This window comes from Brevibacillus humidisoli, assembly GCF_020923435.1.
GTDB classification, from domain to species: Bacteria; Bacillota; Bacilli; order Brevibacillales; family Brevibacillaceae; genus Brevibacillus_E; species Brevibacillus_E humidisoli.
In genome coordinates this window covers 1,293,362-1,319,489 of sequence record NZ_CP087263.1, presented here as the reverse complement: position 1 = coordinate 1,319,489, position 26,128 = coordinate 1,293,362, and the positions used below count along the sequence as shown (strand labels likewise).

The 26,128-nt window shown below is 51.3% G+C and carries 28 protein-coding genes and 1 pseudogene; all 29 read right to left on the bottom strand.

All coding sequences use genetic code 11. The features are described 5' to 3' along the window. Positions 1-32: 32 nt before the first annotated feature. A complete protein-coding gene (locus LOK74_RS06590; protein WP_230045854.1) occupies positions 33-1,175 on the bottom strand; it encodes a 1-deoxy-D-xylulose-5-phosphate reductoisomerase in 1,143 nt (380 codons plus the stop codon). A 116-nt stretch (positions 1,176-1,291) separates the two neighbouring features. Then, a complete protein-coding gene (locus LOK74_RS06585) occupies positions 1,292-2,077 on the bottom strand; it encodes a phosphatidate cytidylyltransferase (protein WP_230045853.1) in 786 nt (261 codons plus the stop codon). 19 nt (positions 2,078-2,096) lie between these two features. Beyond that, the gene (locus LOK74_RS06580; protein ID WP_420908730.1) at positions 2,097-2,870 is read right to left on the bottom strand and encodes an undecaprenyl pyrophosphate synthase; all 774 of its coding nucleotides are present in this window, start codon (positions 2,868-2,870) and stop codon (positions 2,097-2,099) included. 81 nt (positions 2,871-2,951) lie between these two features. After that, the gene (frr, locus tag LOK74_RS06575) at positions 2,952-3,509 is read right to left on the bottom strand and encodes a ribosome recycling factor (RefSeq protein ID WP_230045852.1); all 558 of its coding nucleotides are present in this window, start codon (positions 3,507-3,509) and stop codon (positions 2,952-2,954) included. Further along, complete coding sequence (pyrH, locus tag LOK74_RS06570; protein ID WP_230045851.1) at positions 3,510-4,235, bottom strand: UMP kinase; 726 nt, start codon at positions 4,233-4,235, stop codon at positions 3,510-3,512. Between the two features lie 161 nt (positions 4,236-4,396). Beyond that, positions 4,397-5,284 (bottom strand): translation elongation factor Ts, encoded by an 888-nt coding sequence (gene tsf / locus LOK74_RS06565; RefSeq protein ID WP_230045850.1) that lies wholly within the window; start codon positions 5,282-5,284, stop codon positions 4,397-4,399. Between the two features lie 203 nt (positions 5,285-5,487). Further along, positions 5,488-6,201 (bottom strand): 30S ribosomal protein S2, encoded by a 714-nt coding sequence (rpsB, locus tag LOK74_RS06560; protein ID WP_230045849.1) that lies wholly within the window; start codon positions 6,199-6,201, stop codon positions 5,488-5,490. Positions 6,202-6,385: 184 nt separating this feature from the next. Beyond that, positions 6,386-7,048, bottom strand: a complete 663-nt coding sequence (locus LOK74_RS06555) for a hypothetical protein (protein ID WP_230045848.1) — start codon at positions 7,046-7,048, stop codon at positions 6,386-6,388. After that, positions 7,045-7,557, bottom strand: a complete 513-nt coding sequence (locus tag LOK74_RS06550; protein WP_230045847.1) for a DUF6115 domain-containing protein — start codon at positions 7,555-7,557, stop codon at positions 7,045-7,047. Before LOK74_RS06550 ends, LOK74_RS06555 begins: the two co-directional genes overlap by 4 nt. A gap of 22 nt (positions 7,558-7,579) precedes the next feature. After that, complete coding sequence (locus LOK74_RS06545) at positions 7,580-7,909, bottom strand: hypothetical protein (RefSeq protein ID WP_230045846.1); 330 nt, start codon at positions 7,907-7,909, stop codon at positions 7,580-7,582. A 69-nt stretch (positions 7,910-7,978) separates the two neighbouring features. Further along, positions 7,979-9,333: pseudogene (locus LOK74_RS06540) on the bottom strand (DUF342 domain-containing protein). An 88-nt stretch (positions 9,334-9,421) separates the two neighbouring features. Beyond that, on the bottom strand, positions 9,422-10,210 hold the full coding sequence (locus LOK74_RS06535; protein ID WP_230045845.1) for a FliA/WhiG family RNA polymerase sigma factor: 789 nt from the start codon (positions 10,208-10,210) through the stop codon (positions 9,422-9,424). 16 nt (positions 10,211-10,226) lie between these two features. Next, the gene (locus LOK74_RS06530) at positions 10,227-10,616 is read right to left on the bottom strand and encodes an MntP/YtaF family protein (protein ID WP_230045844.1); all 390 of its coding nucleotides are present in this window, start codon (positions 10,614-10,616) and stop codon (positions 10,227-10,229) included. A 3-nt stretch (positions 10,617-10,619) separates the two neighbouring features. Then, the gene (locus tag LOK74_RS06525; RefSeq protein ID WP_230045843.1) at positions 10,620-11,105 is read right to left on the bottom strand and encodes a chemotaxis protein CheD; all 486 of its coding nucleotides are present in this window, start codon (positions 11,103-11,105) and stop codon (positions 10,620-10,622) included. Next, the gene (locus LOK74_RS06520) at positions 11,092-11,727 is read right to left on the bottom strand and encodes a chemotaxis protein CheC (RefSeq protein WP_230045842.1); all 636 of its coding nucleotides are present in this window, start codon (positions 11,725-11,727) and stop codon (positions 11,092-11,094) included. Before LOK74_RS06520 ends, LOK74_RS06525 begins: the two co-directional genes overlap by 14 nt. 4 nt (positions 11,728-11,731) lie before the next feature. After that, on the bottom strand, positions 11,732-12,208 hold the full coding sequence (locus tag LOK74_RS06515; RefSeq protein WP_230045841.1) for a chemotaxis protein CheW: 477 nt from the start codon (positions 12,206-12,208) through the stop codon (positions 11,732-11,734). Positions 12,209-12,221: 13 nt separating this feature from the next. After that, the gene (locus tag LOK74_RS06510; protein ID WP_230045840.1) at positions 12,222-14,282 is read right to left on the bottom strand and encodes a chemotaxis protein CheA; all 2,061 of its coding nucleotides are present in this window, start codon (positions 14,280-14,282) and stop codon (positions 12,222-12,224) included. Positions 14,283-14,299: 17 nt separating this feature from the next. Beyond that, positions 14,300-15,403 (bottom strand): protein-glutamate methylesterase/protein-glutamine glutaminase, encoded by a 1,104-nt coding sequence (locus LOK74_RS06505; protein WP_230045839.1) that lies wholly within the window; start codon positions 15,401-15,403, stop codon positions 14,300-14,302. A 34-nt stretch (positions 15,404-15,437) separates the two neighbouring features. Then, a complete protein-coding gene (locus LOK74_RS06500; RefSeq protein WP_230045838.1) occupies positions 15,438-16,307 on the bottom strand; it encodes a MinD/ParA family protein in 870 nt (289 codons plus the stop codon). After that, the gene (flhF, locus tag LOK74_RS06495) at positions 16,300-17,688 is read right to left on the bottom strand and encodes a flagellar biosynthesis GTPase FlhF (RefSeq protein ID WP_230045837.1); all 1,389 of its coding nucleotides are present in this window, start codon (positions 17,686-17,688) and stop codon (positions 16,300-16,302) included. Before flhF ends, LOK74_RS06500 begins: the two co-directional genes overlap by 8 nt. Further along, positions 17,685-19,727: a flagellar biosynthesis protein FlhA gene (gene flhA / locus LOK74_RS06490; RefSeq protein ID WP_230046927.1), complete on the bottom strand. Its 2,043-nt coding sequence runs from the start codon at positions 19,725-19,727 to the stop codon at positions 17,685-17,687. Before flhA ends, flhF begins: the two co-directional genes overlap by 4 nt. A gap of 31 nt (positions 19,728-19,758) precedes the next feature. Continuing rightward, positions 19,759-20,895 (bottom strand): flagellar biosynthesis protein FlhB, encoded by a 1,137-nt coding sequence (flhB, locus tag LOK74_RS06485; RefSeq protein ID WP_230045836.1) that lies wholly within the window; start codon positions 20,893-20,895, stop codon positions 19,759-19,761. Next, a complete protein-coding gene (gene fliR / locus LOK74_RS06480) occupies positions 20,892-21,677 on the bottom strand; it encodes a flagellar biosynthetic protein FliR (RefSeq protein ID WP_230045835.1) in 786 nt (261 codons plus the stop codon). The genes flhB and fliR overlap by 4 nt, the downstream gene beginning before the upstream one ends. 3 nt (positions 21,678-21,680) lie before the next feature. Continuing rightward, the gene (gene fliQ / locus LOK74_RS06475; RefSeq protein WP_230045834.1) at positions 21,681-21,950 is read right to left on the bottom strand and encodes a flagellar biosynthesis protein FliQ; all 270 of its coding nucleotides are present in this window, start codon (positions 21,948-21,950) and stop codon (positions 21,681-21,683) included. A gap of 11 nt (positions 21,951-21,961) precedes the next feature. Further along, positions 21,962-22,726, bottom strand: coding sequence for a flagellar type III secretion system pore protein FliP (gene fliP, locus LOK74_RS06470; protein ID WP_420908728.1), 765 nt, complete (start codon positions 22,724-22,726; stop codon positions 21,962-21,964). Continuing rightward, positions 22,723-23,382 (bottom strand): flagellar biosynthetic protein FliO, encoded by a 660-nt coding sequence (locus LOK74_RS06465; RefSeq protein ID WP_230045833.1) that lies wholly within the window; start codon positions 23,380-23,382, stop codon positions 22,723-22,725. The genes fliP and LOK74_RS06465 overlap by 4 nt, the downstream gene beginning before the upstream one ends. A gap of 34 nt (positions 23,383-23,416) precedes the next feature. Further along, on the bottom strand, positions 23,417-23,779 hold the full coding sequence (locus LOK74_RS06460) for a chemotaxis protein CheY (RefSeq protein WP_230045832.1): 363 nt from the start codon (positions 23,777-23,779) through the stop codon (positions 23,417-23,419). 29 nt (positions 23,780-23,808) lie between these two features. Continuing rightward, on the bottom strand, positions 23,809-25,107 hold the full coding sequence (fliY, locus tag LOK74_RS06455; protein ID WP_230045831.1) for a flagellar motor switch phosphatase FliY: 1,299 nt from the start codon (positions 25,105-25,107) through the stop codon (positions 23,809-23,811). Then, positions 25,100-26,095, bottom strand: coding sequence for a flagellar motor switch protein FliM (gene fliM, locus LOK74_RS06450; RefSeq protein ID WP_230045830.1), 996 nt, complete (start codon positions 26,093-26,095; stop codon positions 25,100-25,102). The genes fliY and fliM overlap by 8 nt, the downstream gene beginning before the upstream one ends. Positions 26,096-26,128 lie beyond the last annotated feature (33 nt).

Below are 26,128 nucleotides of genomic sequence, written 5' to 3'. Positions count from 1 at the left end.
ACCTTTCGTTTTCGTAATGGTTCGAAGCCTGCTCAAGACTTGCGTGCTTCGCGGCGTGCCCAGGCATCTGCTGCAAAAATTTCTTCCAGAGCGGGATCGTATTGTACATGGTGGTCAGAACATACGCGCTCCACGATCTGTTCAATCGCCAAAAAAGAGATTTCCCCCTGCAAAAAGCGCTCGACAGCCACTTCATTCGCCGCATTCAGCACTGTAGGCAGCGTCCCGCCAGTACGTCCGCAGTCGTATGCAAGCCGCAGAAGCGGAAACCGCTCATAGTCCATCTCTGCGAAGTTCAGCTTTCCAAACTTGATGAGATCAAGCGGCTCTGTTACGAGTGGCATCCGCTCCGGATAGGAGAGCGCGTACTGGATGGGAACCTTCATATCCGGTGTTCCCAACTGGGCGATGACAGCCCTGTCTTTGTATTCTACCATAGAGTGAATCACACTTTCATAATGGAGCACACAGTCAATCTGTTCATAAGCAAGCCCAAACAGCCAATGGGCTTCTATCACTTCAAACCCTTTGTTCATCATTGTTGCCGAATCGACCGTGATTTTTGCACCCATGCTCCAATTGGGGTGTTTCAGTGTATCTTCAACCGTCACATGTGATAGCTCGCTGCGAGACAGGTGGCGAAATGATCCGCCGGATGCCGTCAGGATAATCTTGGCTACGTCCTCGGAACGCTCTCCCTGCAAGCATTGGAAAATCGCCGAGTGTTCACTGTCAACTGGTATGATGAGGGTATTGTTGCGTCTAGCGCTCTCCATCACGATGTGTCCGGCACTAATCAACGTTTCTTTGTTAGCCAACCCAATCGTTTTACCCGCTTCAATCGCGGCAAGTGTCGGCACCACACCAATGCTGCCGATAATCGCGGTCATGACGATATCGGCCGCGGGGTGGGTTGCCACCTGCACCATGCCTTCTTCCCCGCAGAGAATATCGCCGCGCCATGATCCGACCAACTGTCGAAGCTCATCTATCCGTTCCGGTTTGCCAACAGAGACGATCTCCGGTTGGAATTGGATAATCTGACGAGCCAGCAGTTCTATATTCGCGCCGGCAGCCAGCGCCACAACCTGAAAGGTGTCAGGATGCTGTGCCACCACTTCCAATGTATTTCTTCCAACTGAGCCGGTCGAACCAAGCAGTGCAATTTTTTTCACCGGTTTCACCTCTACCCACCATTACATTCTATTGCTTTCTGTTTGGCGAATCCCTTCTGCAAGATTGAACTCCCTCTGGAACTGATGCGAGGTCAACGCTAACCTTGCTCGGAAATCTAGAACAAACCGAGCAGATACAGTATGGGAAACACGATCAGCAAGCTGTCAAATCGATCGAGAACTCCCCCATGCCCGGGAATGATTTTGCCAGAGTCTTTCACGCCAAAGTGTCGCTTCATCGCCGATTCAACCAAATCACCTATCTGTGCGGCAATGCCGGTTACCAATGCAATCCCGAACGCTTGCCAAAACGGGAGCTTGTCAACCAAACCATTCAGGCCTATCACGACCACCAGTGACGTCAGCAATCCACCCAGCGAGCCTTCCACCGTTTTGTTGGGACTGATAGCAGGCAGCAACTTGCGTCTGCCATACGCTCTGCCGACAAAGTAAGCACCTGAGTCCGTTGACCAGATGCCGAGCAAAACCAGCAGTGTCAGCCAGAGCCCGTCATCCATTCCGCGGACGGCAGCCATATAGTGAAACCCGTATCCTATGTATAACGCCCCCAGTATCGTAAGGGCGACATGTTCAATGTGAAAACGGTTTTTTCGAAAAACCGAGTAAAACAGCAGCAACAACAGGACAGGCATGAGCGTGTCCGAAAAATCGATATGAAACCGCTGTGAATAAAACAGGTACGGCCACAAGGTACTGATCATCAGCACGTAGCCCAAAAGTCCGGCAAAGCCATACGGTTTCAGTCTGGCCATGCGCAAAAACTCGTACAAGCCGATGATGGCTAATAAAAAGACGAGCAGGGAATACCAGATCCCTCCTAAGAAAACGGGGACGAGGAAGATGATGCCACCTACCACCCCGGTTATGATCCGCTGCTTCAAAGTGTTCCACCTCTTGGGTTCAAACCGCGCCGTAGCGACGAGCTCGACCTTGGTATTCTGCGATTGCCTCAAAGAAATGCTCCTTGGTAAAATCGGGCCAAAGCACGTCCGTAAACCACAACTCCGTATACGCCATCTGCCACAGCATAAAATTGCTCAACCTGATTTCGCCGCTCGTCCGAATCAGCAAATCAGGGTCGGGAAGATCACGGGTGTACAAGTGCTGTGCAAGTAATGCTTCGTCTATCTCTTCCGGCTTCAGCTCTCCCGCTTGGACCTGTCTGGCCAATTCCGTGACCGCTTTGACGATTTCCGTTCGCCCACCGTAGTTGAGGGCAAAATTAAGCTGCAGTCCCGTATTTTGCCTTGTCCGTTCTTCTGCAATGTTCATCGCCTCAATCGTATGGGATGGAAGCCTATCGGAATTACCCAGCATGCGTACCCGAACATTCCGTTCGTTCAATTCTTCCAATTCTGTCGACAAAAACTCCTGCGGCAGCTTCATCAGGTAGTCAACCTCATCACGAGGCCGCTTCCAGTTTTCTGTAGAAAAGGCATACATCGTCATCGTCTTGACGCCGATGCCGTCGGCAGCCTTGACAATCTCCTTTACCGTTTGCATTCCGGAACGGTGGCCGACAATCCGCGCCAAATTGCGCTTCTTTGCCCAACGGCCATTCCCATCCATGATCACGGCAATATGCTGGGGGATGTCCCCCGCCTCGTCAAAGACCGGACGGTGCTCTTCTTGGTTGGCCTTGCGAACCAACATATGTCCGATTCGTTCCAGCATAAGTTTTCCCCCAGAAAGAGAGATATAGACATAACTCCCCCTCGTGAAGAGGGGGATGGATACGTCTTTAGAGGTAGCTGCTTACACTTCCATAATTTCTTTTTCTTTCTCTTTGACCAGTTTGTCAACTTCGCCAATGAACTTGTCGGTGGTTTTTTGGATGGTCTCTTGGTGCCTCCGGGACTCATCTTCGGAGATGTCACCTGCTTTTTCCAACTTCTTGATCTCCTCGTTGGCATCACGCCGGATGTTGCGAATCGCGACCTTCGCCTCTTCCCCATCCTTGCCCGCTACTTTTACCAGTTCGCGTCTGCGCTCCTCTGTAAGCGGGGGGATCGCGATGCGAATAATCGTCCCATCATTAGAGGGTGTAAGCCCCAAATCAGATTGCTGAATAGCCCGCTCAATCTCCTTGAGAGATGTTTTGTCCCAGGGTTGGATCTGCAACAGCCTAGGCTCAGGAGCACTGATGTTGGCCAGTTGGTTCACCGGTGTAAGCGTTCCATAGTAGTCGACGACCACTTTGTCCAACAGTGCCGGGTTGGCCCGTCCGGCACGCAGGGTAGCCAAATCTTTTTTTAATGTAGTAATCGCTTTTGACATCCGCTCTTCCATATCTTTAAGGACGGATTGTGGCATTTATGCTTCCCCCTTCACAATGGTTCCGATTTTTTCGCCCATAATGGCACGTCGAATATTTCCTTCTTCCGTAATCGAGAACACGATTAGCGGGATGTGGTTATCCATGCACAGACTGGATGCAGTGGAATCCATCACCCCTAAGCCTTTGTTCAAAACGTCAAGGAACGTAAGCTGTTCGTATTTGATCGCATCGGGATTGACCGACGGATCTGCAGAATAGACGCCATCCACCTTGTTCTTGGCCATCAGGATGACTTCCGCTTCGATTTCGGCAGCTCGCAGTGCTGCTGTGGTATCAGTGGAGAAGTACGGATTCCCCGTACCGGCAGCAAAAATGACCACTCTATTTTTTTCCAAGTGACGAATCGCGCGTCTGCGTATGTATGGCTCTGCCACTTGGCGCATCTCGATCGAAGTCTGCACTCGTGTCGGTACGTTGATTCTCTCCAGACCATCCTGCAGAGCAAGAGCATTCATGATCGTCGCCAGCATGCCCATGTAATCGGCTGTTGCGCGGTCCATGCCTTTGGAACTGCCGGAAAGCCCACGCCAAATATTCCCCCCGCCAACGACAATGGCCACCTGAACACCAAGTTCGACGATCTCCTTGATTTGGTTGGAAATGGAAAAGATCACTTTCGGATCGATACCGTATCCGACTTCACCCGCCAGTGCTTCCCCACTTAACTTTAACACAACACGCTTATATGCAGGAAGTGGCATATGGAAAGGCCCCCATTCATCTTAACATTCTCTGCCAGTGCGTCGTTTCCTCCCAGCGTGCGCAAGCGAGTAGAGGAGCTTGGAACCACTGAAATAACCGCTTCAACCGGTCTCCTCTTAAAAATAGGGAACACACTGGTGTTCCCTACTTTAGTCTTTCTTTACTGCTTATTCACTTGCGCCATCACTTCAGCGGCGAAGTCTTCTTGCTTCTTCTCGATTCCCTCGCCAACTTGGTAACGAACGAAAGATTTCAGGGTAGCACCTGCTTCTTTCAGCAGTGTAGATACTTTTTTATCTGGATCTTTTACAAACGGTTGCTCGACCAGACAGTACTCTTCAAAGTACTTGGAGAGACGGCCTTCCACCATTTTTTCTACGATATTGGCAGGTTTCCCTTCGGAGAGGGCCTGATTTTTCAGCACTTCACGTTCGCGTTCAATCTCGTCGGCAGAGACTTCGTCACGAGTAGCAAAACGCGGGTTTGCTGCAGCTGCGTGCATGGCGAGATCTTTTGCCAGGGTCTCGTCCGTTGTGCCATCCAGCACGGTGAGGACACCGATTTTTCCGCCCATGTGCAGATACGCCCCAAAGACGCCGTTGTCAGCTTTTTCAAGTACAGCGAAGCGGCGCAGAGTGATGTTTTCACCGATCGTTGCCACTTTTTCGCTGATCACTTGGGATAATTTCTCGCCGCTTCCTTTAAACGGTTGTTCCATAGCTTCCTCAACGGAGGCTGGTCGCTGTGTGACCACATGCTCGGCAACCTCTTGTACGAGTGACTGAAACTCCGGATTTTTGGCCACAAAGTCCGTCTCGCAGTTCACTTCGACGATTGCTGCCGCATTGCCGGAAACAGCCGTTGCAGTCAGACCTTCAGCAGCGACGCGTCCTGCTTTTTTTGCTGCTTTGGCAATCCCGCGCTCCCGCAGCAGGTCAATCGCCTTTTCCATATCTCCATTTGTTTCTTCCAATGCTTTTTTGCAATCCATCATCCCTGCGCCCGTTCTCTCGCGCAGTTCTTTTACCTGTTGTGCACTTACCGCCATGTAAAGTCCTCCTTATTAATAGTTTATGGTAGGTGGATGATACATATGTAACCACGTGATACGGACTGAACAAACCACCGTCATCATCGTACCGGCGGCGCAGCGCCTGCAATGCGCTGTGCTGATGCTGGCACGTGACGGGTTCGATCAGTCGTTAAAAAAGGGTGGACGGGGTTCTGAAACCCTCAGTCCACCCTCGTTCGTTACGCCGTGGTTTGTTCTCCCTCTCCGCCATGGCCTTGGCTGCCTTCCAGCAGCGCATCTGCCATTTTGGAGGTCAGCAGTTTTACGGCACGAATCGCATCATCGTTGCCGGGGATCACGTAGTCGATCTCATCTGGATCGCAGTTCGTGTCAACGATCGCCACGATCGGGATGCCCAGTTTGCGAGCTTCCGCAACAGCGATGCGTTCCTTTCGCGGATCAATGACAAACAATGCGTCGGGCAGTTTATCCATATTGGCGATCCCGCCAAGGAACTTCTCCAGACGTTCTTTCTCCTTGCGAAGGAGGATTACTTCTTTTTTCGGCAGTACGTCAAATGTACCATCTTCTTCCATCCGTTTCAGTTGAGCCAGACGGCCCGTACGCTTTTGGATGGTGCTGAAGTTGGTCAGCGTACCACCTAACCAACGTTGGTTAATGTAGTGATGTCCAGTGCGCTCCGCTTCATCTCTGACGGAGTCCTGTGCCTGCTTTTTGGTACCAACAAACAGCAGTTTGCCGCCGTTCGCAGCCAACTCACGCACAAAGTTGTAAGCCTCTTCTACTTTTTTGACCGTCTTTTGCAGGTCAATGATGTAAATACCGTTACGTTCGGTGAAGATATAGCGTTCCATTTTCGGGTTCCAGCGGCGAGTTTGGTGGCCGAAGTGAACACCAGCCTCAAGCAGCTGTTTCATGGAGATAACCGCCATATATTCACACCTCCTCTTAAAAAATGGTTTTTTTGTGTCTTCCCTCCGCCGCCCGCATCTCCCGTCAAAACTACCGAAGTAGCACCCTTGCCGGGATTGGACGACGTGCGTTTTCAACACCGTAGAACACTATATCACATGCCAACCGCAATTGCAAGAAACGGAACAGAAAACAAAAACCACCCTACCGTTCCGGCAAAGTGGTAATCAATCGGATGACCTCCTCTACACTGGTTCCATTTCGAAACGTGTATGTGCCCGCTCGAACCTCCCTGTGCTTGTTGGCACTCCACAGGCGTTCCAGAAAAGCGAGCTTATCGGATATAGCCCCGCTTTTTACCAGAAGGTCGGCAATCTGTGCACTGGTAAGACCCCCAGAGATGGTAACGACTACTCCTTCTTTTGTCTTTCGAAACGGCTTCTGCATGGGAGGGGGCGTCGCTGACTTCTTCTCTTCGTCAGCAGCCTGCTGCACGACAGTTGGCTGGTGCGCCGCTGCTGTTTGTGCATTCACAGCAGTGGATGCTTTCGTTGTTTCACTCAGGGACTGTTGCTTCTGTTGACCAGGCTGATCAGTGCTGATGGGAGGAGCTGGTGGAGAAGCGGTCTGATCATCAGGAGCAGATGCATCTTGTCGAGGGGAACCTTGTATTTGCTCCGCTTGTTCCAGTAGCTGTAGGTACTCTTCTTGGGTCAAGACGACCTTGTCCTGCTTACCTGCTGCCGCTTCTAACACCTCTGCGGTCAGGTCACTAGATTTTGCCTCATCCGTCGGATACACGTACAAGAAGGCTGCTGAAAAAAGCAGGCCAATCCCAAAGCCGATCACTGTCTGCCTGCTAATCATCGGCTCTTCCCCTGTCCTGAAGAGGCAAGCGACAAGATCAACTCAACTTCTCCACGACCGGCCCCCAAACGTTTGGCGATTTCTTCCGCTTTCAGTCCCTCGCCCTGCAGTTCAAAAACACGTTTGTAACGGTTGCGCAGGAGAAGCGAATCTTCTTCAGCCAATGGTCGTTCTTCCGCCTCCAGTTGCATTGCTGGCATCGCTTTCATCTGACCTGACACCACGGCTACCTGTTTTTCCAACTGATCGATGCGATCACGTAGCTGGTCCACTTCTTCCATGAGCTGCTCATTTTTTTGCCGAAAGCTGCTGATGATTCGTTGATTTTCCTGTTTGATTTCTGCTACAAACCGCTGTACCGTCTCTTCGACCTGAGGCTGTTCCAGCAGTCTTCCTGCATGCAATCTCTCTTCTGTCAGTGCGGAAGGGCGTGGCTTTCGTAACCAAATCATCGCCGCTATCACGATCAAGATCCCTGCGGCTGACAGGAGTAGTAATGGTTGCTCCATAGCATTCACCTGTTGTTTTCAATTATAACGAAATATCAATATGTCGACCACGCACCGGATCGCTCAACAGCAGTTGCTCCCGCTTTGCTTCGGATTGCTCCTCATCGCTCCGCTTTCGCTGCTTTTGACCCGCATCCCGCCGTTTTTCTCTCTCCTGTTTTTCCCTCACTTGTCCTTGTACCGTCTCGCTAACATCTGTTGGACGTTTTCTGGTCAATTCATCCAGTTCCTTGCGTGCCGCGATCTGCTCTTGCTGATCGTGCATCGATCGCTGCTGCTGCTGATCCTGGATCCGGGTTACCTCCTGGGTGCGAGGCAATGCGACTTGCAGTTCGACCGCTTTCAGACTCATGGGCGATCCACTCCCTTAAGCATGCCTGAGACAGACCAGCTTGCCGGTCTTTTATCAAGCAGGCTTTATTTAATACAGGGGTGAGCTGGTAATCTCCCCCTCAAGGACAAGAAAACGCGTTCGGGAAAACTCCTGCTTAATGTAACGAACCAGTTTGCCGAAGACAAGTTTGATTCCAGGGTACATCACAACCTGGGCAGTAACGACCGCAGGTGACTCTCCTTCCAGTTCTGCCTCTACTTCTTTTTTACGATTCTCTAACTGTTTTAGTTCTTTTTCCAGCATGATTCGTGTGTTGGTAAGTTTAATCTGCATCGCCTTTTTCTCTGGTGGCAGTTGGCCGTGTACCTGGACGATCTGATCCAGGACGGAAAGGGCTTGTTGCGTTTTCCGCAGATTTTCAAAGTGCGACTGCAGTTCTTGGCTGATCTGCTGCCACTCGTTGCGCAGTTCTGGTTTTGCCCCTACTTCCAGCACCGTAGGGGTAGAGCTTTGGTTGCCAATGATGCGAGCAGTTATCTTCTCACCCGCTTGAATCGTTCCTCCGATGATGATGCCCTTGGTCCGTGTACAGGTAACATTTTTTCCGGCACGCACATGAGAGAACATAATACTTTGGGAGATAACCACTTCGTTTCCAGCGATTACATTCGCGTTCTGAATGTAAGAGGCGATCACGTCGACACCGGCCTTAACGTATCCTTTGTCTTGAGCGGCGATGCCGTTCTTGATCTCGATTGAACCCCCGCATCCAGTTCTGCTCCCTCTACGCTGCCGTATACGCGAATATCGCCCGATGCCTTGACGCGGAAACCAGTCGGCACGTTGCCTCGGATCACAACCGTTCCGACAAAATCAATATTGCCGACGTTAAAGTCGACGTCGCCGTTCACCTCAAATACCGGGAATACATTGATTTTCTGGTTATCGGTGATCGAAACCTGTCCGTCAATCGTTGCATACAGCAATGTTTTGTCTTCATTCAACACGACGTTCTTACCCGGCTTGATCGCGACATCTTTGGCCGGGGGAGGAGTCACCCGCTCTCCCGTGACGGTGACACCTTCTTCACCAGGTGTGGCCGGGTGTTTGCGAGCCAGCAGTTGGCCGCGCCTCACGTTGGCTATTGAGGATACGTTGTAAAAGTCTACACGACCGTCTTCCAGTTCTTTTGGCTTTGCTTCCTCTGTTTTGGCTGTGTGGCATGTCTGTTCGATCCAGGCGTTTTTGCCTGGAGTCGGCTCTTTGCCGCGGGCGATGGTTAGTGGAACGTTGACGTACTTTCGTGGTGTCTGACACACTAGCTGCAGTAATGCACTGTCAACGCCAAAAACAACACCATGTTTAGCAAGTGCGTCTTTCAGCTCTTCCTGCTTCAGGACGAGCTCCGCTTCCTCCGTATGCAGAGTGAGCTCCGCGGACATTTTGTCCACCGCGACAGTCACTTCAATCGTATACGGTGGTTGCATCTGTCTCACCTCCTCCATTCACCCCGCGAACGTCGCTTCTGGTTTAAAATAGTTGAGATTTCCAGCGAGTCAATGCGGAGCGTAACCGAAAAATAGCTTTTGAGTGAAGCTGTGAGATACGCGAAGGCGAGAGCTTCATCACTTCTGCGATCTCTGACAAAGTCAGTTCCTCAAAGTAGAACAAGGAGACCACAATTCGCTCTTTTTCCGGCAGTTTGTCGATTGCGCGGGTCAGGACTTCTTTTAACCCTTTCGCCTCCGCCACGCTGTCCGGACGTTGCGCAATTTCATCGATAATATAGCTGTGGCGTGCCGTTTTTTGCTCATCTTCCTCACCGACCGTCTCGTCAATCGAAACCATGGAAGCGAGGGATGTATCATAAACGACCTGTCGCAGATCTTGCTCGCTGATTCCCAAATAATCGCACACCTCTTGGTCACTTGGAAAACGCAAGTACTTCTGCTCCAAAACCGTGTAAGCCTCTTCGATCTTTTTTGCCTTGTCCCGTATCGTTCGGGGAATCCAGTCGTTTTCCCGCAGGCCATCGATCATAGCTCCACGGATTCGCCACATGGCATACGTCTCAAACTTGAGGCCGCGCGTGTGGTCGAACTTGTTTATCGCGTCCAACAAGCCAAAACGGCCATAGCTGATTAGGTCGTCTTTATCTACATTGTTGGGTAGGCCGATTGCTACACGGTTGGCTACTTTATACACAAGTGGAATGAACTGCTCTATTAATTCGGTCTCAGCCTGTCGATTTCCTTCTTCTTTCCATGCAACCCATTTGTCAAATTCTTTTGTTTTTGCGCGATTGATTGCTTGAGCCATGGTTTACCACCAACCTTTATTGATCCGTTAACCGTCTTACGATGTTCGCTATATCTGCAGGTTCAACATCTTCCTTCTTATCTTTTTCCAGGCGTGGCGCCGAGAGTGGCGCGAACTCTTCAGACGGCTCGCTCTCCGGGGAAGCAGGCTGAGGCAGTTCATCATTGTCCGCAGCCACCAGGTCCACATGCTGACCTGCTCCTCCCTCCTGCTCCTCCGCCTCTGCTTGTCCAAACAGCTGTTGGTATGCCCAATGCACAGGAAAGCCGATCAAAAAAAACAAGATAAACGCGATGACAGCACGTATCAGTGAGACGAGCCACACGTTTGCCAACAACGCTGTGACAAACGTAATGAAAAAAGCGATACCACCTATCAACAAGTTAAACTTCAGTGTGTTAGCCATGGCTTAAACTTCCTTACTACCTTGATTTACTGTGCGGATGTGCAAGATCCCGGTTGCCGCATCCATCTCAATGGTCCGCCCGCAATTGCCTCCCGTTTCTTCCGCGATGATCGGGATCATAAACTGCGCTAAGGATGCCCGACAAGCCTCTACATTGCGGGGGCCAATACGCATCGAATCATTTCCAGACATAAACGAGAACATCTGGGCACCGCCAGCCAACTTAGCCGTCAAGCGATTTGCTTTGGCGCCTGCCTGCTCCATCTGCTTGATCAACTCCGGGATAGCCGTGTCGGCATACTTCCCGATCATCGTCTGGTTGCTTTTTCCCAATGATGAGTCTGGCAGCATTACATGCGCCATCCCAGCTATTTTGACAACTGCGTCATAGAGTACGACACCTACACATGAACCGAGCCCGGTCGTGCGGAGACGGTCGGGTGATTTGACCCATCCCAAGCCAGCCATCCCGATTTTAAGAATTTCCATCAAGTGGAACTCCTAACGAGGAAAATAACTTATGAAACGATTCCGGATCAGGGATGAGAAAGAAGTGGCCTTTTACTTCTTTACTGCCCTCAAAGAAGGCGGTATCGATTGTTAAGGCGAAATCACCCGCACGGCCAAGTTCAATCAGTCCGTAGCTGAGAATCGCACCTGCCATGTCGATCGCCAATGACGGAACGGACGGCTGCAGATTAAGTCCTGTAAAGTCAGCGAGTGACGAGAGATAAGAACCAACCAGTATGTTGCCGATCTCCAGCAGTGCCGACAGCTCCATCTCCGTAAGTTGTCCATGTTCCTCACTGTGCTTCATGCCAAGGAGTTGGGAGAGCAGATTATGGGCTGACGATTCGTCGATGATAAAAAACATATTGCCGGGGCAGTCTCCCTCTACCCGTAGAAAAACCGTAACGACCACCGTTTCTGCCCCACCGACAAAGTCGGCAATCTGATCAAAAGAGAGGACGTTTACCAGCGGTACCTTCATATCCACTTCTTTTTGCAGCATCTTGGCCAAGGCACTAGCGGCATGTCCGGCACCGATGTTGCCCACCTCACGCAGCACATCCAGTTGGAAATCACCAAACTTTTGATAAAAATCGGCCATGATGTTACCCTTCTATGGCATCAAGCTGTTTGAGCTCTTCTGGGGTGAGTACCTTGTCCAGATTAAGCAGGATCAGCAGACGCTTTTCCAGTTTAGCCACACCACGCAGGTAGGCTGCTTCCACTCCTCCAACCACTTCCGGAGGCGGTTCAATCGCATCGACAGGGATGTCGATCACGTCATTGGCCGCATCGACGATCAGCCCGACCTCCAACTCGCCGACGGCCACAATGATGACGCGCGTCGATTCTGTATTGTCGACTTCTTCCAAACCAAAGCGACTGCGCAAGTCGATAATGGGCGTAACGACACCGCGCAGGTTGATCACACCCTTGACAAAGCTGGGCGTGCGGGGTACACGGGTAATATGAGCCAAGCGTTCAATCGATTTCACCTGGCCGACCTCGACACCGTACTCCTCATCCTTGAGACGAAAAACGATCACTTTCACTTCGCCGACAACTTCTGTCTGTTCCAGCATCAAATACCCCTCCTTATTTAATCAGTGCATTGCAATCGATAATCAAGGCTACCTGCCCATCGCCAAGGATTGTCGCTCCAGAGATGGCGAAGACGTTCACCAGATACTTGCCAAGCGATTTCAATACGACCTCCTGCTGCCCGATGAAGGAGTCGACGACCAGACCAGCCATCTTGTCTCCCTTGCGAACGATCACAACCGCTACTTCATCGTCCTTTTCCTGCCCGTTGTCCGGGATTTGGAAAATTTCTTTGAGAGAGACGAGCGGTACGACGCGCCCCCTGAAGTCGATTACTTTCTGGCGATGCGCCATCATGATCTCGTCTTGGCGGAAAACAGCCGTTTCAATGATGGAGCTGAGCGGCACCGCATACTTCTCGTTTTCAACCTGCACCAGCATGGCCGATATAATCGACAGCGTCAGCGGCAGTTGGATGAGGAACGTCGTCCCTTCTCCCCACTTGGAGTCGACAGAGACAGAACCGCCGAGCGATTCGATCTTGGTTTTCACCACATCCAGACCAACACCGCGGCCGGAGATGTCTGAGATTACCTCTGCCGTACTAAACCCGGAAGAGAACAGCAGTTCAAATACTTGTTTCTCACTCAAGGTTTCTCCAGTAGAGGCATTGACGACGCCGCGTTCAATCGCTTTTTTCAGCACTTTCTCTCTGTTGATCCCCTGTCCGTCGTCACTCACTTCGATAAACACGTGGTTGCCGCTATGGTACGCTTTGAGCTGAATGGTACCTTCCTCGCTCTTGCCTCGCTGCTTTCGGTCTGCCGGGGATTCGACGCCGTGGTCAATCGAGTTGCGCAGCAGATGGACAAGGGGATCGCCAATCTCATCGATAACGGTACGGTCAAGCTCGGTTTCTGCACCAAAAATTTTCAGATTTACCTTCTTGTTTAATTCTTTGGCCAGATCCCGCACCATGCGAGGAAAGCGATTAAAGACCTGTTCTACCGGGACCATTCGCATTGTGAGGATGATACTTTGCAAATCACCACTGATCCGACTCATGTGCTCTACCGTCTCTTGGAGTTCGCTCTGTCCCGACTCCCGGGCCAACTGCTCCAGTCGTCCTCGGTCGATCACCAGTTCACTGAACAGGTTCATCAGCACATCCAGCCGCTCAATGTCCACGCGAATTGTCTTGCTGCCTGAGGCCTTTTTCCTGCTGCTGCCTCCTGCCTGCTCCGCCAGCGGCTTCCGCTCAACAGCTTGTTCGACAGCCGCGCTCGCTTCTTGCCGAGCGCCGAGGACCTCTTCATGGGACTGAGCGTCCAGATCGATCGTATCGATCGTTACTTCCTGGATCTCAGAGATGGACTCTATCGCTTGTTTAATCTCTGCTGCGCTGGCTGGACTGATGTAGACCACTTCAAAGCTTTTCTCAAAACGCTCGTTTTCAATGTCCTCAACGGATGGTGTTGCTTTGATTACTTCACCGTTCGCTTCCAGTTGATCAAATACCATGTATGCACGAGCGGCCTTTAAAACACAGTCATCGCGCAGCGCCACTTGCAGCCAGTACAGGTTGTTTCCGGATTCGGTTGATTGCTTCATCACGGTGAGCGCGTAATCATCCAGCTTATAATCACGTACGTTGGAGTTGGTCTCTTTTGCTGAAGAAGCAGCCACCTTCTCCTCAACAGCGGTACCGCTGTCAGCAGACTTGAGTGCGTTCAGATCTCCGGCAACGATGGCACGCAATTTTTTGACAGGTGCGGATACATCAGCGGAGCCATTTCCACCTTCGCTGATGTTGTACACCATCCCTTCAATCAAATCGACACTCTGAAAGATGACATCCATGATGTCACTGTTGATCCGCAGTTTGTCATTGCGGATCAGGTCAAGTACGTTTTCCGCTTCATGAGTGAGGCTTGCCATATCTTCAAACCCCATCGTCGCAGCCATTCCTTTTAAGGTGTGGGCGGAGCGAAAGATTTCATTGACGATCTGAATGTTGTCCGGGTCATTTTCCAACTGCAGGAGATTCTGATTGATGGCCTGCAGATGTTCTTTCGATTCCTCGATAAACATGTCCAAATATTGATTCATGTCCACGTTGATCCACCTCCCAATCAATTGACTAGCTGGACGAGGGTTTCCGCAATCTTCTGAAGAGGAACAACCTTATCCGCTAGACCTGCCTGGATTGCCGAGCGCGGCATTCCATACACCACACAACTTGACTCGTGCTCGATAATACTGGTTATCTGACCCATTTCCTTGATTTGTCTCAGCCCCCGCGTGCCGTCACTTCCCATCCCAGTCATGATCACAGCCCACTTGTCAACCTGCTCCAAACGACTGATCGACTCATACATCACATCTACAGAAGGGCGGTGGCCGCCGCGTGGTTCTGTTTGATTAAGGGAGATGCTAAGCTTTCCGCCACTGCGCTGAACTATCTCCATGTGATAGCCGCCCGGTGCAATGTAAGCTGTCCCTGCCTCTAGCGGCTGTCCGTCCTCAGCTTCCACCACACGGATCTGACAAAGCGTGTCCAATCGACGGGCTAGCGACTGTGTAAAGCCAGGCGGCATATGTTGTACGATTACCATTGCGGCGGGAAAATGGCTCGGCAGCGACGTCAGCACGGTTTGCAGTGCTTTTGGTCCACCTGTGGACGTCCCGATCGCAACCAACTTGGTTGCAGCCGTACCATGCTTTTGTTTGCTGCCATGCGCGATAGCGCCGCTTGGCGGCTGTTCAGGCTGAACGACGGTGTTTGTATGTAAAGGAGAAGTTGGAGCTGGCGTCGGTCGTTTAAAGAAGCGATGCTTTGCCGAACCGGCTGCTTTTACCTTCTCCACGATATCCGCGGCAATTTTTTGGATGTCCAGGGAAATCGGACCGGAGGTTTTTGCGATGAAGTCAATCGCCCCCAGCTCCAAAGCACGAATGGTGGCATCAGCCCCCTCACGCGTCAAGCTGCTCAACATGAGCACCGGCAAAGGATGCTCCTTCATCAGCAGTTCCAGTGCTTCCAACCCGCTCATCACCGGCATCTCGATGTCCATCGTAACAACGTCCGGGTCAAGTTCTTTTACTTTTGCGACGCACTCTTGTCCGTTTCTGGCGCGATCGATCACCTCGATCTGTGGATCACCTGTCAGGATGTCGGTTATCACTTTGCGCATGAAGGCGGAGTCGTCAACAACCAAAACACGAAGTTTCCGCATAAAAGTGTCGCTCCTTCCTTACTGCTGAGATCAGTTAACGGATCATGTCTCGTATCTTGGTTAAAAAGCTGCGCAATCCCCCAACTTCTGTCTGGCCGGGGTTCGTGTTGCCTAGGTGAGCACGAACCAAGGAGCGGATACTTTTGGCTGCCGGTGAATGGGGATAAGCAATCAGAAACGGTTGCTGTTGTTTTACCGCTTGTGAGACAGAAGGATCGTCGTCAACAAAACCCAATGTCTGTACATCCATCCCCAAAAACTGTTTGGTCACCATGGTCAACTTGTCCGCAGTATGCTTGCCTTCACGGTAAGAACCAGAACGGTTGATGATCAACTTGATCTGTGTATGTGGGTTTCGCGAATGAATCATCTTAATCACGGCATATGCATCGGTGATCGCCGTCGGCTCCGGCGTCGTGACAAGAAACACTTCATCAGAGCAGAGGATGAACTGCATCGATTCTTTGGAAATGCCTGCCCCGGTATCAAGCAGGACCGTATCGGCATATCCCTGCAAGAGGCTCAGTTGGTCAAGCAGTTTGCTTACCTTTCGATCGTCCAGCTGCAGAAACTGGGTAAAGCCTGATCCGCCAGCGATGAACTGCAGTCCCTTCGGACCTGTTTCCATGATGTCCCACAGTGAGATGTCCTGTTGGAGAATATCCAGCAAATGATGCCGTGTTGATATTCCCATGAGCACATCCAGATTGGCCAACCCGAGATCGACGTCAAAGATCACTACTTTTTGTCCTGTCTCAACCAGCCCAAGAGCAAAATTGAGGGTTACATTGGACTTGCCGACTCCGCCCTTGCCACTGGTCACCGTGATCAGCCGCGTCTGTCTGCGATTGTTGGAGGTTGATCGCCCGATTCTTTCTCTTAGCTGCTCTGCTTGATCACGCATCGGAATCCTCTCCCAAAATGAGATCGACAATCCATTCCGGAGTTGCCACCGTTAAGTCGTCAGGTACATTTTGTCCTGTGGTGACGAAAGACAGGGAGAGGTCGTAGTTATGTACGACGTTTACCATCGTTCCATATGCTTCTGTTTCGTCTGACTTGGTGAAAATGACCTTGGCGTACGGCAGGTCATGGAAACGCTCCACGATTGCCTGCATGTCCGCATAGCGGGACGTAAGACTGAGAACAAGGTAGTGCTCACTTGCCTCTCCTGTTCGCAAAAGTTCCTTCATCGCCTGCACATACTCGTCATTGCGGTAATTGCGGCCTGCTGTGTCAATCAAGATCAACTCGCAGTCACACAGCCTCTCCATCGCTTGTTCAATCTCCTTCGCTGAAAAGACCACTTCTAAAGGAGCATTCAGGATGTTGGCGTATGTTTTTAACTGCTCAACAGCAGCGATACGATAGGTATCAGAGGTAATGAAACCGACTTTGCGCTTTTCTTTGAGAATGCATTCTGCCGCAAGCTTAGCGATTGTGGTCGTCTTCCCCACTCCGGTGGGCCCGAAAAAGTAAGCGTACTTGACAGAACGCGGCACTGTTGGAGTGAGTGGCGCCTTCCGTTTGACGAGCTCAATCAGCAGTTGTCTGGCTGCAGCACGCACATCCTGCTCGTTCGCTTGCTCCGGCTGGTCCCAGCGCCTCAGCAAATCCTTGATCAGGGAACTGACAATCGCCGGATCTACCTCCTGTGCCAGCAGACGATCCCTAATAGGGACAAATGATTGTGGCAAGTTCTCTCGTCCATCGTCTTTGAGCAAGAGCTTGCTGAACATGTCACGAATGTCGCGCAGTTCCCCCGCCAGATACTCATCCTGATTCGAGGAAGGGGCATCAGTCCCCTCACGCCCACTTTTTTCTACGGTGGCCAACTCTCGTATCCGTGCAGAACGAGCGGGCAGTTCAGACGGTTGTTTCTGCCTGTGGTCTTGATCCGCAGGTGCTGACGATTCAGACAGCTTCACCGCCGTTGACGCCTTCTCTGGCTCCGCTGTGGTAACCATCGGTCCCGCTGCAGGAACTGAAATCTGATCGTTCGCATCGAGGCTTCCACCATTCTGCTTATACGCCTGCCTCGCAGCAAACGACGCGAGCGGAGACGGAGAACGGCGATCGGCAGGACGGTCTGCCTGCTCTCTACTGCTCCCCTGTTTCGCATCCACTGCAGCAATCACTTCAATCTGCTGCTTGCGAAACATCCCCAAAAAACCTCCTGTCCTCACCTGCTTGGTGTTTAGAATGATGGCATCCTTCCCGAGATCAAGCCTGATTTTTTCCAGCGCATCCGGCATGGAATCGACGAGATATCGCTTTACTCTCACGACAGGTTCACCATCCCTATACTTTGGACTTCAATGTGTGGTTCAAGTTCGTTGTAGGAAATGACAGGGATATCCGGCATCATTCGTTCCATCAACTGCCTCAGGTACATCCGGATCGCCGGGGATGCAAGCAAGATCGGCTGCTGACCAGCGTTGATCATGCGGCTCACCTGCTCCGACAGACTTTGGTAGATCCGCTGTGAGGTTTCCGGATCAATAGCCAGATAGCTGCCCTGCTCAGACTGTTCAATCCGCTCGGAGATCACCTTCTCCAGACTAGGCCCAGCCGTGATTACGCAGAGCGGCTGGCCCGGCTCCGTGTATTGGAGTGTGATCTGTCTGGCCAGTGCCTGCCGCACGTACTCGGTGAGAACGTCGGGATCTTTAGTGTATACAGCGTGATCAGCCAGCGCTTCCAGAATGATCGTCAGATTGCGGATCGATACTTTCTCACGAAGCAGCTTTTGCAGTACCTTCTGGACATCTCCGATGGAGAGAGCCCCTGGTACCAGCTCGTCGACCAGTACAGGAGTGGTCTCCCGCACGTTGTCCAGCAAGGCCCGAGTCTCCTGCCGACCCAACAGTTCATGGGCGTGGCGCTTGATTACTTCCGTCAGGTGAGTGGCAACCACGGATGGCGGATCGACGACCGTGTAGCCGGATAACTCAGCAGTCTCCTTATTCTCTTCTGTTACCCATAAAGCGGGAAGTCCAAACGCCGGTTCTGTCGTTGGAATACCGACAACGGCATCATCATCAAATCCCGGGCTCATCACCAAATAGTGGTCAAGCAAGATTTCCCCTTTTGCCACCTGGTTGCCCTTGATTTTGATGATGTATTCATTCGGCTTCAGTTGAATGTTATCCCGGATGCGAATGACTGGTACCACGATCCCCAACTCCAGTGCGCACTGGCGCCGAATCATGATCACGCGGTCCAGCAGATCGCCGCCTTGCTTGGCATCAGCCAACGGAATCAATCCATAACCAAATTCGAATTCGATCGGATCCACCTGCAGCAGATTGACGACACTTTCCGGACTTCTCACTTCTTCGATCTGCTGTTCTTCCTCTTGGACGGCATCCTCCTGCAGCATGGTTTGCTCCCGTTTGCCAAGCCGCCAGGCGCAATAGGCGAGGATAATCGCAATGGGAAATGTGGCAACAACCCCGATTGGCGTGAGCAATCCCAGAAAGGCGATCAAAGCGGCCACAATATAGAGCAGACGCGAATTGTTGAAAATCTGCGCCGTGATATCCTGTCCGAGACCTCCTTCTGACGCTGCCCGGGTGACGATAATCCCGGTCGCGGTCGAGATCAGCAGGGCCGGGATCTGGCTCACCAGTGCATCACCGACCGAGAGCTTGGTAAAATGAGAGGCTGAGTCTGTCAGGGTCATCCCCATCATCGCCATCCCGATGATTAGACCGCCGATGACGTTGATGATAAAAATGATGATACCGGCGATGGCGTCCCCTTTGACGAACTTGCTGGCACCGTCCATCGCCCCGTAAAAGTCGGCTTCCCGCTCAATCTTGAGACGACGGCTGCGTGCTTCCTGCTCATTGATCATCCCTGCATTTAGATCGGCGTCGATACTCATCTGCTTCCCTGGCATCGCATCCAGTGTAAAGCGTGCTGCTACTTCGGCAACGCGCTCCGAACCTTTGGTGATGACAATAAACTGGATGATGATCAAGATCAGGAAGACGACAAATCCAACGACTTCATTGCCGCCGACGACAAACTCCCCGAATGTTTCAATCACCTTTCCGCCGTTGCCTGTGGAAAGAATATTCCGAGTAGTGGATACATTCAAGGCAAGTCGGAACAACGTCGTGATCAACAGCAAGGTAGGGAAAATGGAAAATTGCAAAGGTTCTTTTGTGTTCATGGAGACGAGCAGGATCGTCAGTGCAAAAGCGAGGTTCATCACCAGCAGCAGGTCCAGCAATCCTGGTGGGAGCGGGATGACCATCGTGACGATAATACCGATAACGAATAAAATGATGCCAAACTCTTTCATTTTCAATCCCAGTTGGAGTCCCACAACGTCCCCTCCTTTCCTCCTATTTCACTTTCCCCTGCAGTTTGTATACGTATGCCAGTATCTCTGCCACCGCTTTAAACAGCTCTTCCGGAATCTGCTGCCCAACATCAACCTGACTATAGAGAGCCCTGGCAAGAGGCTTGTTTTCCATTGTAATGATGCGGTGCTTCTTGGCGATCTCCTTGATCTTTAAAGCAAGATAATCCTGTCCTTTGGCGATGACCGTAGGAGCAGACATGGTGTCGGCATCGTAGCGTATGGCGACCGCAAAGTGGATGGGGTTGGTGATAATCACGTCTGCATTTGGTATTTCCTGCATCATCCGCCGCATCGCCATCTGGCGCTGCCGCTCCTTGATTTTGCTTTTGATCAGGGGGTCACCTTCCATACGTTTAAACTCGTCCTTAATGTCCTGCTTGGACATGCGCAGGTTCTTCTCGTATTCGTAGCGCTGATAGATGTAGTCCAACACGGCGAGAATCACCAACAGGAGTCCGATGAACACACCCAGCTTCAACACTTCCCAAGCAGTAAACCCAAGGACCGCATCGATTGATTTAAGTGATAGCTGTATCAATTCATCCTTAGCGCTCCATAGGATCAGATAAGCGATATACAGACCGATGGAGATCTTAAAAATGGCCTTGCACAATTCAACGAGCGAGCGGAGCGATAAGATGCGTTTGGCCCCTTGGATCGGGTCTATCTTCTCCAACTTCATCTTCAATGGCTCTAGTGTAAAGAGAGGGCCTACCTGCAGATAATTTGCTCCCAGGCCTACAACCAGACTCACCAGCATGATCGGGCCAACCACTTTTACTGCTTCATACGTGACCTGATAGGTTAGGACACTCAAATTCTCTTCATTTATCTGCCATCTGCTGTAGGTGACGAGTGACTCCCTGATGATCTGAAGCAGTGAATCAAGCATCCAGGGACCACCTAACAGCAAGAACAAGAAGACCAAACTGATGTTTAAGGCAGGGGCAAACTCCGAACTTTTCGCCACCTGACCCTTTTTGCGGGCGTCCTTCTTTTTTTGCGGAGTTGCTTTCTCCGTCTTCTCTCCCGCGAAGAACTGCAAGTCAACTACAAACAGAAACGCTGGCTGAACATGTGTCTCTTTTTGCCCGGGTTCTTCCTTCAGCCGTATCATCTCTGCCCTCCCAGTATTGTCATCATCTCCGACATAGCCATGAACATTCGCTCGAACAGCTCACTTAGGACAACAAAGAATCCAGGCATGACAATTACGAGTATCAGGAAACTAGCGAAAATTTTTATCGGCAAACCGACGACAAAAATATTAAACTGTGGCACCGATTTGGCGATAATACCAAGAGAAAGGTCTACCAGGAAAAGTGCGACCGCAATAGGAGCTGCGATGAGAAACGCGCTCATAAACATGTAGGAAAAGCACTTCACGACCAGCATAAAAAGCGCCTCACTGCCTAAAGAGACCCAGCCCATGTCGATTGGAACCGCCTGATAACTGGTAATAATCCCGCGAATCAGAATGTGATGACCATCTATGCTCAAAAAATAAAGCGTGGCGAAGATGTTTTTAAAGTTGCCCGTAATCGGAACATACGCTCCCGTACGAGGGTCGATCACGTTGGCCAGTGCAAATCCATTCTGCATGTCAATCAGCCCGCCTGCCACTTGTACCGCATAAAAAATCATTTGCAGGATCAGACCGAGTACAATCCCGACCAGCGCCTCCTTGATGGCGTACAGCGCAAATGAGAGGTCGAGCGGTATCGGTGCTGTCTGCGGTACGTAAGCAAAACTCATAAAGGCAACCAGAAAGGACAAGCCTACCTTCGCCTGATTGGGGACGCCGCGCGCCGAGAGCACAGGCACCGTGACAAAAAACGCGGTCATTCGCACAAACACCAGGAGGAAGACAGGGAAGTACTGTAAAATCAGTTGCTGCATGGCCTACCTCGCGAAGCGGTGCAGGTTGTCGAAAATACTCATGGTGAACTCGACCATCAACTGCAGCATCCAGGGTCCAAAAATCATCAGTGCGACCAGAATGGCAACAATTTTTGGGATGAACGCGAGCGTCTGCTCCTGAATCTGTGTCGTCGCCTGAAAGATGCTGACAGCCAGCCCTACGAGCAGACCAATTCCCAATGTGGGTGCCAGGACGACCAAAATCGTGTATATGGCTCTTTGAGCGATTTGCAAAATGAGTTCGGGCGTCATGGAGGTCCTCCTCAAAAGCTTGCCAATAGTGATTTAACCACCAGGTACCATCCGTCAACCATGATGAACAGTAATATTTTAAATGGCAGCGAAATCATCACCGGCGGCAGCATCATCATCCCCATCCCCATCAAGACGCTGGAGACGATCATATCAATGACAAGAAAGGGAACAAAGATCATAAAACCAATCTGGAACGCCGTTTTTAATTCACTAATCGCGAAAGCCGGCACCAGTGCGGTTAACGGTATATCCTGAACCGTTGCTGGCCGCTCTGCCTGCATGTACTCCAGAAAGAGACGGAGGTCTTTTTCACGGGTATGCTTGGCCATAAATTCCTTGAGTGGGATCACGGCAGCATCTAACGCCTGCTGTTGATTGATCTCTCCCGCCAGGAAGGGCTGCAGTGCCGTTTCGTTTATAGACGCAAACGTCGGAGCCATCACGAAGAAAGTCATAAACATCGCTAGTGCGATCAGGACCTGATTCGGCGGCATCTGCTGCGTGGCAAGCGCATTGCGGACAAAAGAAAGTACCACTACGATCCGAGTAAAGCACGTCATCAGCAGCAAGATTGCCGGAGCCACTGATAGGACGGTGAGAAGCAACAGGATTTGGAGCGTCGTAGCTGTACCGTCGGGACTCTCCTCGCCCCCGCCGACCTGAATGTCAATCGTCGGTATCAACTCTTCGGCTGCCCAAACTGTATCTACGGGGATCAAAAGCACCCCCATTCCAACAAGCAGAAGCAAGATCGGCCACATCTTGTTGTTCATGATTTCTCCCCTCTGCTTTGCTCAACATCCTCCAGCCACTGCTCCCCTTGTCGTGTGGGGTGGTTCACTTCTGCCCACTGTTTCCGCAGCAGTTCCTCAAATGATCCTTCTGCGTCCTGTTGAAACCTCGCGTCCTCCTCGCGCCGTTGGCCTCGAAGCTGCGAGAGCCATTCACCAAACTTGTTTCCGACCGTCGTTTTCATTTCCGCTTCGGACAGAATCACATCCAGTTCGTCGCCTGGCGCGATGTGTCGCAATAAGTGGACATCTTGTCCGACGCCCAAAACATAGAGCGATTCGCCAATCATGACCAGATTGACTGTTTTGCCATTCCCCACTGAAAGCGTCCCCACCATCTTTAGCGGACCGCTCTGGTTTAGCCCTCCCAGCTGACGGTTGGCAAGGAATCGCACCAGGAGAAAAATCAACAGGATAACCAGGCCAAGCGAAAAGATTACCTGTAACAGCAGCATCCACATGCTTGGCGGCTCTTCACCGGGCAATGGGATTGGATCACCGACAGAATCCTGATTATCCCCGATCTCGGTTGCAGGATCATTTGACTGCAGCGCATCGGTAACGTTTTGCTCCTCGCCCGCTGCGTGACCTGCATAGGGCGCCGCGCTCACGAACAGCAGCAATGCGCACAGAACCAAACCAAGCTGTATTCCTCTGAGGTGGAACATCTGCTTATGCCAATGTCTTTTTGATCGCTTCGATCACGCGATCCGCCTGGAACGGCTTGACAATAAAATCTTTCGCTCCTGCCTGGATTGCGTCAATAACCATCGCTTGCTGCCCCATCGCAGAGCACATGATGATGCGTGCGTTTCCGTCGATTTTTTTAATCTCTTTCAAAGCGGTGATCCCATCCATCTCAGGCATGGTGATATCCATCGTGACCAGATCTGGTTCCAATTCCTTGTACTTCTCCACAGCTTGAGCCCCATCACTTGCCTCCCCGACCACCGTGAAGCCGTTTTTGGTCAGGATTTCCTTAATCATCATTCTCATGAAAGCTGCGTCATCTACGATCAATACTTTGTGAGACATGTTCGTATCCTCCCTTACTTATTGCGTAATTACTGCAACTTCTGAACGCGATCCCATTGGCTGATAATATCGGTGACACGCACGCCAAAGTTCTCGTCGATCACCACTACTTCACCCTTGGCAATCAATTTGTTGTTGACGAGAATATCGACCGGCTCGCCAGCCAGCTTGTCCAGCTGGATTATGGATCCGGCAGACAAATCGAGGATCTCTTTGATCAGTTTTCTGGTTCGCCCCAGTTCCACTGTTACCTGGAGAGGAATATCCAGCAGCAGGTTCAGGTTATGCTCATCGGGCAGCGAGACCGGACCTGAGCCAAACGGTGCGAATTCGGCCGGCTTTACGTTTGCCGAGGTACCACCTGCTGTACCGTATCCGCCGAAATGTTGCGGTGCTGGCGGCTGCTGATACTGCGGTGGGTAAGGATACGGCGGATATCCGGGAGGGGGACCCTGCATCTGCGCTTGCTGACTGTATGGGTCTGCTCCTGCCGACTGCGGCTGCAGCGGCTGTTGCGGTGCTGCAGCAGGTTGTGGCTGCGGAGGCGGAGTAGGTGCGGGAGCTGTATGGGCTGCAGGTGCTTCTTCCTCCGGTGAAGCCACCGCTGCTGCCACTGCATCTTGCCCACTCTCTTCCTCACTGCCGACCAGCATGCTGATCATCTGCTTGGCAAAGCTGACCGGCAAAAGCTGCATGATCGAAGAATCGATCAATTCACCGTGTTCGCCGATCTTTACGCGGAATGCCACTTTGACCAAGGTCTCCTCTTCCCAATTGTCATCTCCGGCTAGGTCTTTAGACAGGTCCATCACATCGATGCCTGGAGGTGAAATGTTAACCAGTTTGTTAAAAACAGTGGACATCGATGTAGCAGCAGAACCCATCATCTGGTTCATAGCTTCCTGGACGGCACTGATGTGCAAATCGGATAGTTCCGTCGATTCCGGCCTGCCCGACCCTCCCATCATCAAGTCCGCAATAATCGCTGCGTCTTCCACGCGAATCACCAGCAGGTTGATTCCTTTAAAACCGTCTGTATACTCCACATGGACAGCCACATGCGGTTGCGGAAACTCGCTGTCCAGATCATCGCGGTTGATCACGGTGACCGTAGGCGTGGTAATATCCACTTTTTGATTTAACAGGGTGGACAATGCTGTTGCCGCACTGCCGAAGGAAATGTTCCCTATTTCCCCAAGAGCGTCCTGTTCAAACGCCGTCAGATATTTCCCTACATCATTCTCGCTCGTGGCGTCGCCCTCGCTGTCCACATTGTTTGCCTTAAGCAAAGCGTCAATCTCTTCTTGCGACAGCATATCCCTACTCAAGCTCATCCTCCCCTTCCTCGACGACTTCGTCAATCAGGACCGCCAACCGGCCTTTTGCCGTTCCCGGCTGACCCCGGTACTTTACGTGTTCGCCCACCTTGATCTTTAGCTTGCTTTCAATTGATTGATCAAGCTGGATGACGTCTCCCTTTGCCAGGTTGAGGAACTCTCCAACCGTTATCGTTGCGTTGCCCAGTTCGGCAATCACCGGAACTTTGGCCGCCTTCAAGTTCTCTTCTAGCCGCAGACGCTCACTTTCATCCCGCACTTTTTTGTGGTTGGCAAACCAGTACTGCCCGGATAGTTTGGGCATAATCGGTTCGATGACCACATGGGGCAAACACAAGTTGATCATTCCCGTCGTATCGCCGATCTTGGTGCTAAATGAGATAACGGCGACGATCTCGTTGGGGGAGACAATTTGCATGAACTGCGGATTCATCTCCATTACTTCGAGAACGGGATCTAAGTCAATCACCTGTTTCCAGGCCTCGTGGAAACTTTCCAATGCTTTTGCGAATACCCGTTCCATCACAATCGATTCAATCTCTGTAAGGGCACCCATCTTAGAGGGGGTACTGCCCTGTCCGCCCAGCAGGCGATCCAACATGGCATAGGCGATATTGGGGTTAATCTCCAATACCATTCGTCCTTCCAAAGGAGGAGCCTCAAAAATGTTGAGAATGGTCATTTTCGGTATGGATCGGATAAATTCGTCATATGGCAACTGGTCGACAGAGGCGACATTGATTTGCACAAAGGTCCGAAGTTGAGCTGAAAAGTAGGTTGTTAGAAGTCGCGCATAGATTTCATGAATGCGGGTCAAACTGCGAATCTGATCTTTGGAAAAGCGTAAAGCACGTTTAAAATCGTACAGTTTTACTTTTCGTTCAGTTTCTTCTTTCTTCAGCTCATTTGCATCCATCTCTCCTGATGAGAGTGCAGCCAATAGTGCATCAATCTCATTCTGTGAGAGAACCTCGGCCATGATAGTCACCTCCTTTTGCTATGTACCGGCCCC